8 protein-coding genes are annotated in these 9,397 nt (G+C 53.8%); 5 read left to right on the top strand and 3 right to left on the bottom strand.

What is annotated here, in order from left to right:
• Nucleotides 1–87 precede the first annotated feature (87 nt).
• Nucleotides 88–1,161: a tRNA/rRNA methyltransferase gene (locus ABLU87_RS04570; RefSeq protein WP_004123719.1), complete on the bottom strand. Its 1,074-nt coding sequence runs from the start codon at nt 1,159–1,161 to the stop codon at nt 88–90.
• 203 nt (nt 1,162–1,364) lie between these two features.
• Between ABLU87_RS04570 and trxC the strand changes: the two genes are divergently transcribed.
• The 5 genes from trxC to ABLU87_RS04595 all read left to right on the top strand — a co-directional run bounded on the left by trxC (nt 1,365) and on the right by ABLU87_RS04595 (nt 7,087).
• On the top strand, nt 1,365–1,790 hold the full coding sequence (gene trxC, locus ABLU87_RS04575; RefSeq protein ID WP_004104599.1) for a thioredoxin TrxC: 426 nt from the start codon (nt 1,365–1,367) through the stop codon (nt 1,788–1,790).
• 69 nt (nt 1,791–1,859) lie between these two features.
• Nucleotides 1,860–2,558 (top strand): tRNA-uridine aminocarboxypropyltransferase, encoded by a 699-nt coding sequence (locus ABLU87_RS04580; RefSeq protein WP_048260570.1) that lies wholly within the window; start codon nt 1,860–1,862, stop codon nt 2,556–2,558.
• Nucleotides 2,559–2,593: 35 nt separating this feature from the next.
• Nucleotides 2,594–5,272 carry a protein lysine acetyltransferase gene (pat, locus tag ABLU87_RS04585; RefSeq protein ID WP_049078884.1) on the top strand — a complete coding sequence of 893 codons (2,679 nt, stop codon included), beginning with the start codon at nt 2,594–2,596 and terminating at the stop codon, nt 5,270–5,272.
• A gap of 93 nt (nt 5,273–5,365) precedes the next feature.
• Nucleotides 5,366–6,721 (top strand): CDP-diacylglycerol--serine O-phosphatidyltransferase, encoded by a 1,356-nt coding sequence (gene pssA, locus ABLU87_RS04590; protein ID WP_014230410.1) that lies wholly within the window; start codon nt 5,366–5,368, stop codon nt 6,719–6,721.
• A 39-nt stretch (nt 6,722–6,760) separates the two neighbouring features.
• Nucleotides 6,761–7,087 carry a YfiM family lipoprotein gene (locus ABLU87_RS04595; protein ID WP_014839230.1) on the top strand — a complete coding sequence of 109 codons (327 nt, stop codon included), beginning with the start codon at nt 6,761–6,763 and terminating at the stop codon, nt 7,085–7,087.
• Nucleotides 7,088–7,089: 2 nt separating this feature from the next.
• On the opposite strand, the gene ABLU87_RS04600 is transcribed toward ABLU87_RS04595, so the two are convergent.
• The gene (locus ABLU87_RS04600) at nt 7,090–8,388 is read right to left on the bottom strand and encodes an MFS transporter (RefSeq protein WP_004853296.1); all 1,299 of its coding nucleotides are present in this window, start codon (nt 8,386–8,388) and stop codon (nt 7,090–7,092) included.
• Nucleotides 8,389–8,661: 273 nt separating this feature from the next.
• Nucleotides 8,662–9,117, bottom strand: a complete 456-nt coding sequence (locus ABLU87_RS04605) for a DUF4385 domain-containing protein (protein ID WP_014230413.1) — start codon at nt 9,115–9,117, stop codon at nt 8,662–8,664.
• Between the last annotated feature and the right edge of the window lie 280 nt (nt 9,118–9,397).

Below are 9,397 nucleotides of genomic sequence, written 5' to 3' on the forward strand. Positions count from 1 at the left end.
TCTTACACAGCCACTGGATCGATCAACCGATCCTTAACTGATCGGCATTACAGCATTACGCTGGCATTTTGACTCTGAGACAAGGTGTTACGCCTTGTTCTGCCGCCACCATTCAGCCAGCAGCACGCCGGTTGCTACGGACACGTTCAGGCTTTCAACGTTGCCGGTGCCTTCAATCGCGATGTTCAGATCGGCGCTGGAGATAGCGGCGTCAGAAAGACCGTCACTCTCCTGCCCTAACACCAGCACCATTTTCTTCGGCAGCTCGGCTTTGAACAGCGGAGTCCCGTTATGGCTGGAAGTAGAAACAATCGCGTAGCCCGCTTTACGGAAGCGCTCGAGCGTATCGATGAAGCTGTCGCCCGTAATCGGCTCAACGTGCTCCGCGCCGCCTTCCGCAGTACGAATCGCGGCGCCGGACTCCATAACGCCGGCATCCTGCACAATCACGCCTTTGACGCCAAAGTGCGCGCAGCTGCGCATAATCGCGCCGAGGTTGTGCGGGTTGCCGACATCTTCCAGCGCCAGAACACAATCTTCAGCGTCGGCTTTAGCCACCCACTGCTCAACGGAAGTGCCGTGGCGCTTTTTAATCAGGAAGCAAACCCCGCCGTGGTGTTCAGTGCCGGACGCTTTCGCCAGCTCTGCTTCATCGACCACGTGATAGGCTTTACGATTCGCCGCCATCCAGCGCAGAGCTTCTTTGAAGCGCGGGGTCACGCTCTGGATAAACCAGGCGCGAACGATGGCGTCCGGACGGCTCTGGAAGAGCGCCTGGCAGGCGTTTTCACCATAAACGCGGGTTTCTTCCGCGCGCTGGCGGCGCAGCACTTCAGGATCGATAAAGCTTTTTCCGCTGATCCCGCCGTGATCCGCTTTTACCGGCGCCTCATCGCCCGGCGCGCGGGATACGGTACGCCACGGAGAGGAGCCCTCGCCGCCAAAGCCTTCACGCTTGCGATCGTCACGTTTACGATCGCCACCGCGGCTCTCTTTTTCATCGCGCGCAGGGCGGTTACGACCGTCAACACGAGACTTTCCTGGACGTCCCCCGCCCTTCCCGGTACGCGGGTTATGGGTACGTCGGTCAGAATCATCATCACTGCGGACATACATCACTTTGACCTTGCCGCTTTTATTTTTCAGTTCGTCGTCGCTCATTCATTTTCTCCACCTGCGCTGCGCGAAGCGCGCAGATTACCCGATGTGCCATCACTTAGCCATTATTTCATTTAAAAGCCTGAGTCTATCGTATTCATTGAATAAAACTCATTGTCCTTTATTCGCAGTGCATCGATAATATGTAACATTACAGAAACAAATCGGCCACGTGCCGCGCTGCAACCCATAACCAGAGGTTAGTTATGAATACCGTTTGTGCCAGTTGTCAGGCTCTGAACCGCATCCCCGACGATCGTAGCGCCGATGGCGCGAAATGCGGGCGCTGCGGTCACGATCTTTTTGATGGCGATGTGATCAACGCGACCGGGGCAACGCTGGATAAACTGCTGAAGGACGATCTGCCCGTGGTTGTTGATTTCTGGGCGCCGTGGTGTGGCCCCTGCCGTAACTTTGCGCCAATCTTTGAAGATGTGGCTGAAGAACGCAGCGGCGAAATGCGTTTCGTGAAAGTGAATACCGAGATGGAGCGTGAACTGAGCGCTCGCTTCCGCATTCGCAGCATCCCGACCATTATGATGTTTAAAAATGGCGAAGTTATCGACATGCTCAATGGTGCCGTACCTAAAGCACCTTTCGATAGCTGGCTAAACGAAGCAGGCCAGCAGTAAACCTCAAGGGGCACCGCTTGTGCCCCGTTTTCTCCTCTGCGACAATGGCGTTTTTTCTTAGCGATCCCCATGACTGATAACGCCGTCCTTCGCCTTCGCGCCGAACGCCTCGCGCGCGCTACCCGGCCTTTTCTTGCTCGCGGCAACCGTATCCACCGCTGCCAGCGTTGCTTGCTGCCGTTGAAGCAGTGCCTTTGCGCCACCCTCAAGCCGGCTGCCGCCGCCAGCCGTTTTTGCCTGGTGATGTTCGATACCGAGCCAATGAAGCCCAGCAATACCGGTCGCCTGATTGCCGATATACTGCCGGATACGGAGGCCTTTCAGTGGTCACGAACCGAACCGCCGCAGGCGCTTCTCGATCTCGTCGCCGACGCGCAATATCAGCCGATGGTGGTTTTTCCTGCCTCTTATGCTGGCCCGGAGCGTCAGGTACTTGATTCACCGCCCCCGGGTAAACCACCGCTGTTTATTATGCTCGACGGCACCTGGCCCGAAGCGCGAAAAATGTTCCGTAAAAGCCCCTGGCTTGACGCGCTGCCGATGATTTCCGTCGATCTGTCGCGTATCTCCGCTTATCACCTGCGGGAAGCTCACGCAGAAGGCCAATACTGTACTGCCGAAGTCGCGATTGCGCTGCTGGATCTCGCGGGAGATAAAAACGCAGCCACGGCCCTTGGCGAGCACTTCAGCGTATTCAGAACGCGCTACCTGGCAGGAAAAACTCAGCATAAGGGCAGTATCACAGCACAACTGACAGAAAACGTTTAAAATCATTCGGTCACTGGGGATCAAAGGAGACCGGTATGAGCCAACGAGGCCTGGAAGCATTGCTGCGGCCAAAGTCGATCGCCGTTATTGGCGCATCAATGAAACCACAGCGCGCCGGTTATCTGATGATGCGCAACCTGCTGGCGGGCGGATTTAGCGGCCCCGTTCTCCCCGTAACGCCAGCGTGGAAAGCGGTTCAGGGCGTACTGGCCTGGCCTGACGTCGACAGTCTGCCCTTCACGCCCGATCTCGCCGTGCTTTGTACTAACGCCCGCCGAAATCTTGAGCTGCTGGAAGCGCTGGGGCAAAAAGGGTGCAAAACCTGCATCATTCTCTCCTCCATCCCCGAACAGTATCCCGCGCTGCTTGAATGCGCCTCCCGCTACCAGATGCGTCTGCTCGGCCCTAACAGCCTTGGCCTGCTTGCGCCGTGGCAGGGCCTCAACGCCAGCTTTTCGCCGGTGCCTATTCATCGCGGCAAACTGGCGTTTATTTCGCAATCGGCGGCGGTCTCCAATACCATCCTCGACTGGGCCCAGCAGCGCGAGATGGGTTTTTCTTACTTTATTGCGCTGGGGGATAGTCTGGACATCGACGTTGATGACCTGCTTGATTTCCTCGCTCGCGATAGTAAAACCAGCGCCATTTTGCTTTATCTCGAACACCTCAGCGATGCCCGTCGTTTTGTCTCAGCGGCCCGTAGCGCATCGCGTAATAAGCCGATCCTGGTGATTAAAAGCGGACGCAGTCCGGCTGCGCAGAAGCTTCTGCACGTCAACTCTGGCATGGATCCGGCCTGGGACGCCGCTATTCAGCGCGCAGGTTTATTGCGCGTACAGGACACGCACGAGCTGTTCTCAGCGGTCGAAACCCTCAGCCACATGCGCCCGCTGCGCGGCGAGAAACTGATGATAATCAGCAACGGCGCCGCTCCGGCTGCGCTGGCGCTGGATGAGCTCTGGCTGCGTAACGGCAAACTCGCCGCGCTCAGCGAAGAGACCAGCAGCGCTCTCCGTCAGGCATTACCTGAAACCATCGATATTGCCAACCCGCTGGATCTCCGCGATGACGCCAGCAGCGAGCATTACCTCAAAGCGTTGAACGTACTGCTGGATAGCCATGACTACGATGCGCTGCTGGTGATCCACTCTCCCAGCGCTGCCGCACCGGGAACAGAGAGCGCGCTGGCGCTGATTGACGCCCTGAAGCGCCACCCGCGCGGCAAATACGTTACGGTTCTTACCAACTGGTGCGGTGAGTTCTCTTCACAAGAAGCCCGGCGCCTGTTTAGCGATGCGGGGCTGCCGACCTATCGAACGCCTGAAGGAACCATTACCGCTTTTATGCACATGGTGGAGTACCGGCGTAACCAGAAACAGCTCAGGGAAACCCCGGTCCTGTCAGATTCGTTAACCACTAACGCTGCCGAAGCGCACAACCTGCTGCAACGGGCAATGAATGAAGGCGCAACGTCGCTGGATACCCATGAAGTGAGCCCCGTTCTGCACGCTTACGGTATTCATACCCTGCCGACGTGGATTGCCGCTGATAGCGCCGAGGCTGTACATATTGCCGAGCAGATTGGCTACCCCGTCGCTCTGAAGCTGCGCTCGCCTGATATTCCGCACAAGTCGGAAGTTCAGGGGGTTATGCTTTATCTGCGCACGGCTACCGAGGTACAGCAGGCCGCGGACGCGATTATCGATCGCGTCAAAATGACCTGGCCTCAGGCGCGTATTCACGGGCTGCTGGTGCAAAGCATGGCTAATCGCGCCGGGGCACAGGAGCTGCGGGTTGTCGTTGAGCACGATCCGGTTTTTGGGCCGCTGATCATGCTGGGGGAAGGCGGCGTCGAATGGCGGGCTGAGGATCAGGCCGCCGTCGCGCTCCCGCCGCTGAATATGAACCTTGCGCGCTATCTGGTTATCCAGGCCATCAAAAGTAAAAAAGTGCGCGGCCGCAGCGCGCTGCGCCCTCTCGATATTCCTGGCCTGAGCCAGCTTCTGGTACAGGTATCGAATTTGATCGTCGACTGTCCGGAAATACAGCGCCTGGATATTCACCCTCTTCTGGCTTCCGGCCACGAGTTTACCGCGCTTGATGTCACGTTAACTCTCGCACCGTTTACCGGCGATAGTGAAAGTCGCCTGGCCATACGCCCTTATCCTCAGCAGCAGGAGGAGTGGGTGGTGATGAAGAATGGCGAACGCTGTCTTTTCCGTCCCATACTCCCGGAAGATGAGCCGCAGCTTATGGCCTTTATCGCTCAGGTCACGAAAGAAGATCTGTATTATCGTTACTTCAGCGAAATCAACGAATTTACTCATGATGATTTAGCCAATATGACGCAGATCGACTACGATCGAGAAATGGCCTTTGTTGCTGTGCGCACCACCGCCGAGGGGAACGAGATCCTCGGCGTAACGCGAGCGATCTCCGATCCGGATAATATCGATGCCGAGTTTGCTGTACTGGTGCGCTCCGACCTGAAGGGTATGGGGTTAGGCCGCAAGCTCCTGGAAAAGCTGATTGCCTACACGCAAAACCACGGCCTGCAGCGTTTGAATGGCATTACCATGCCGAATAATAAAGGCATGATCGGACTCGCCAGAAAGCTAGGATTCTCGGTTGATATTCAGCTTGAAGATGGAATTGTCAGTTTGTCTCTACAGCTTGTACCTGAGCAATTACAAACGGCTGGCCGCAATTGTTGACTACTTTAACGGGTAGTAATGGTATTATTGCCCGCTTACGTCGTCTGCATGGTACAGAAGACCCTTCAATAAACAGAGAAGAAACGCACTGTGATGTTGTCAAAATTTAAACGCAATAAACATCAACAACACCTTGCCCAACTCCCTAAGCTTTCTCAGTCAGTTGATGATATCGAGTTCTTTTACGCTCCGGCAGATTTTCGGCAAGCGTTACTGGCCAGGATAGCTCAAGCCACCCAGCGTATTTGTATCATTGCGCTTTATCTGGAACAGGATGATGGCGGCAAAGGAATTTTGCAGGCGCTCTATGACGCTAAGCGTCAGCGTCCCGAATTAGATGTTCAGGTGTTGGTCGACTGGCATCGCGCCCAGCGCGGGCGTATTGGCGTAGCGGCGTCAAACACCAATGCCGACTGGTACTGCCGCATGGCGCAGGAAAATCCCGGTGTCGATATCCCGGTTTATGGCGTTCCGGTCAATACCCGGGAAGCGCTCGGCGTCCTCCACTTCAAAGGTTTTATCATTGATGACAGCGTTCTCTACAGCGGCGCCAGTCTGAATGATGTTTACCTGCATCAACACGATAAGTATCGCTACGACCGCTACCAGTGTATTCGCAATGGTAAAATGGCTGATGTGATGTTCGACTGGGTTGAGAATAACCTGGTGCAAGGGCGTGGCGTTAACCGCCTTGACAGGGCCGATCGGCCAAAAAGTCCGGAAATCAAAAATGACATCCGCCAGTATCGCCAGGAGCTCCGCGATAGCAGCTATCATTTTATCGGCAATGCTGACGATGACCAGCTGTCGGTCACTCCGTTAGTGGGCCTCGGGAAGACGAGTCTGCTGAATAAAACCATTTTTCATCTGATGCCCTGCGCTGAGCATAAGCTGACTATCTGCACCCCCTATTTCAACCTGCCCGCTCTGCTGGTACGTAATATCATCCAGCTGCTGCGTAGCGGGAAGAAAGTCGAAATTATCGTTGGTGATAAAACCGCTAATGATTTCTATATTCCGGAAGATCAGCCGTTTAAAATTATCGGCGCGCTGCCCTATCTTTACGAAATCAATCTGCGACGCTTCCTGAGCCGACTGCAGTATTATGTCAATACCGATCAGCTGATTGTCCGTTTATGGAAGGACGACGATAACAGCTACCACCTGAAAGGCATGTGGGTTGATGACGAATGGATGCTGCTGACCGGCAATAACCTGAACCCGCGCGCATGGCGGCTGGATTTGGAAAACGCGATACTTATCCACGATCCAAAACACCAGCTCGGCGCAATGCGTGAAAAAGAGCTCAATCTCATCCGCAAACATACTACGATCGTTCAGCACTATCGCGATTTGCAAAGTATTGCCGATTACCCGATAAAGGTACGCAAACTGATCAGGCGTCTGCGACGTATCCGAATCGACCGCCTTATCAGCCGTATTCTCTGAATTCACGCCCCGCCCTGCGGGGCTTTTTCTGGAATTAGTATGCGCGTCATCATGCTTATTGCCCCACTATTATTACTGACTGGCTGCAGCCATATGGCTAATGATTCCTGGAGCGGCCAGGATAAAGCCCAACACTTCCTCGCCTCAGCCATGCTTTCCGCCGCAGGCAACGAATATGCCCAGCATCAGGGCTATAGCCGCGACCGGAGTGCCGCTATAGGCTTTATGTTTTCCGTGAGCTTAGGGGCATCGAAGGAGCTATGGGACAGCCGCCCGTCAGGGAGCGGCTGGAGCTGGAAAGATTTTGCCTGGGATGTGGCAGGTGCCACTACCGGCTATGCGGTATGGCAGCTGGCACATCAGTAATGCTACAAACGTAGCCCCTTGCCTTTACGATGCAGCGTCAGGGAGACCAGGAAGGCAATCGCGCCCATGACGGTCACGTACCAGTAAAAGGCGTGCTCAATTCCCGCTGATTTTAGCGACAGCGCGACATACTCTGCCGAGCCGCCAAATAGCGCATTGGCCACCGCATAAGAGAGTCCAACCCCCAGGGCACGAACCTGAGCCGGAAACATTTCGGCCTTCAGAATGCCGCTGATTGAGGTATAGAAGCTTACTATCAACAGGGCGCATATCACTAAAGCAAATGCCGCATACGGTGAACTCACGTTCTGTAATGCATTGAGAATCGGGACAGTGAAGACGGTGACGAGTACGCCAAAACAGAGCATTGAGGTCCGGCGGCCAATCTTATCCGAAAGCGCGCCGAAAAGCGGCTGAACAAGCATATAAACAAATAAGGCAGCGGTCATAATCATGCTGGCGGTACCCGCACTCATGCCTGCGGTGTTGACCAGATATTTCTGCATATAGGTTGTAAAGGTATAAAAGCTTAACGACCCTGCGGCAGTGAATCCGAGCACCATGATAAATGCCTTACGGTTACGCCATAATCCTTTAAACGATCCCGCTTCTTTTAACGCGCGCGTTTCCTGTTTAGACGTTTCGTCCAGCTGTCGTCTCAGCCACAGGGCAACAATAGCCAGGACTGCGCCAAGAGCAAACGGGATACGCCATCCCCAGGCATGAAGCTCTTCATCGCTGAGGATCTGCTGCAAGGCAACCACAACAAGCACGGCCAGAAGTTGCCCACCAATCAGCGTGACGTATTGAAATGAGGCATAGAAACCTTTCTTTCCTTCCACCGCGACTTCGCTCATATAGGTCGCGCTGGTACCGTATTCTCCGCCAACGGACAGGCCCTGGAACAGGCGTGCAAGTAGCAGCAGAGCCGGGGCCCAGGTCCCTATCGTTGCATAACCCGGCAGGCAGGCAATCACCAGTGAACCAAAACACATCATGCATACGGAGATAAGCATAGAGGTTTTACGTCCACGACGATCGGCAATGCGCCCGAATATCCATCCCCCGATCGGACGCATCAGAAAACCCGCCGCAAATACCCCTGCAGTTTGTAACAATTGCGTAGTGGTGTTGCCAGAAGGAAAGAAGATGTGCGCAAAGTAGAGTGAGCAAAATGAATAGACGTAGAAATCAAACCATTCCACCAAATTCCCTGATGACGCCCCCACAATTGCCCATATACGGCGCCGGGTATCACCCTGATCCTGGGATCCGCGTTCGCTAATACTGCTTTCTGTCATTGTAATTCTGCTCCAGCAAAGACTGCAATCTGCCGCGTCGGGTGACCCCGCTCAATCAGACAAATCGATTAGTAAATTAAATGTTATATAATTGTTATTTTTTAGTTTGTGATGCCATTCACATTTTTTTTCGTACTGCAGGTTTTCGCGATTAAAAGGAGATTCTTCAGGATTAGCAAAGTGAAATATGGTGAATAGCGGGCCAGAACAGGTTTTTATACAGGCGATATTGCGGCACAAATTTATGTGGGGCGGGAAGATCGATGCTGAAAATTATCCCCAATGAGCCTGATGTTTCTTTTTTCGCTGGAGATAATCTTCATCCTGACGAAGCTTATCCCACCATTGTTTGAAAACTGCCGCAGCTGCCGCCTTAACAGGATCATTACCTCGCGAATTCAGGTGCCCCTCCTTCGCGTATTTTTTACCGCCTTTGTAATTGGCATAACGCCTTGCCCGGGTGTAGCCCATCTGAATAAATTTGCGCGCCATATCCATACCGACAAAATCATTCTGCTGTCGATAGAACTCGAAGAGCTGATAAATTTTCCTCGCAGATTCAATCGCCGATGCTTCATCTTTATAGCGCCAGTAGGGAAGAATTTCGCTTTTATAGGGTTCAACCAACAACACGCCCTGTTCACCTCTTCCTACCTGATAAAACTCCGGATGCTGGCGAAAATCGATGCTGGAAAAGTCTTGCTGGTAATTAAAAGGCTTAATGGCCATTATTTTCTCACGGGCTGGCTGATACACGTTATAAGCCTGGTACATAAGACTGAAGTGTGGCTAGTGGAATCTTCTGTATATTTATACAGAGAGCCCGCATAAAACCGGCAGGTTATTATTATGAAGATGTGGATGAAAGCAGGGAGTAAAAGGCAGAAATGACCGCGGAGTTGGGTTTTATGGGTAAACCGATGTCCGGTCGGTTCAGACGACAAAAACGCAAAGAGCCCATCCGTCAGGATGGGCTCTTCACTTGTTTGATGCCTGGCAGTTCCCTACT

Origin of the sequence: Klebsiella sp. CB_Kp196 (genome assembly GCF_040061575.1) — a bacterium.
Classification (GTDB): domain Bacteria; phylum Pseudomonadota; class Gammaproteobacteria; order Enterobacterales; family Enterobacteriaceae; genus Klebsiella; species Klebsiella michiganensis.

Bases quoted from the DNA above. Each gene is read 5' to 3' on its own strand.
- ABLU87_RS04570 (WP_004123719.1), bottom strand. From the start codon at position 1,161: ATGAGCGACGACGAACTGAAAAATAAAAGCGGCAAGGTCAAAGTGATG.
- trxC (WP_004104599.1), top strand. From the start codon at position 1,365: ATGAATACCGTTTGTGCCAGTTGTCAGGCTCTGAACCGCATCCCCGAC.
- ABLU87_RS04580 (WP_048260570.1), top strand. From the start codon at position 1,860: ATGACTGATAACGCCGTCCTTCGCCTTCGCGCCGAACGCCTCGCGCGC.
- pat (WP_049078884.1), top strand. From the start codon at position 2,594: ATGAGCCAACGAGGCCTGGAAGCATTGCTGCGGCCAAAGTCGATCGCC.
- pssA (WP_014230410.1), top strand. From the start codon at position 5,366: ATGTTGTCAAAATTTAAACGCAATAAACATCAACAACACCTTGCCCAA.
- ABLU87_RS04595 (WP_014839230.1), top strand. From the start codon at position 6,761: ATGCGCGTCATCATGCTTATTGCCCCACTATTATTACTGACTGGCTGC.
- ABLU87_RS04600 (WP_004853296.1), bottom strand. From the start codon at position 8,388: ATGACAGAAAGCAGTATTAGCGAACGCGGATCCCAGGATCAGGGTGAT.
- ABLU87_RS04605 (WP_014230413.1), bottom strand. From the start codon at position 9,117: ATGGCCATTAAGCCTTTTAATTACCAGCAAGACTTTTCCAGCATCGAT.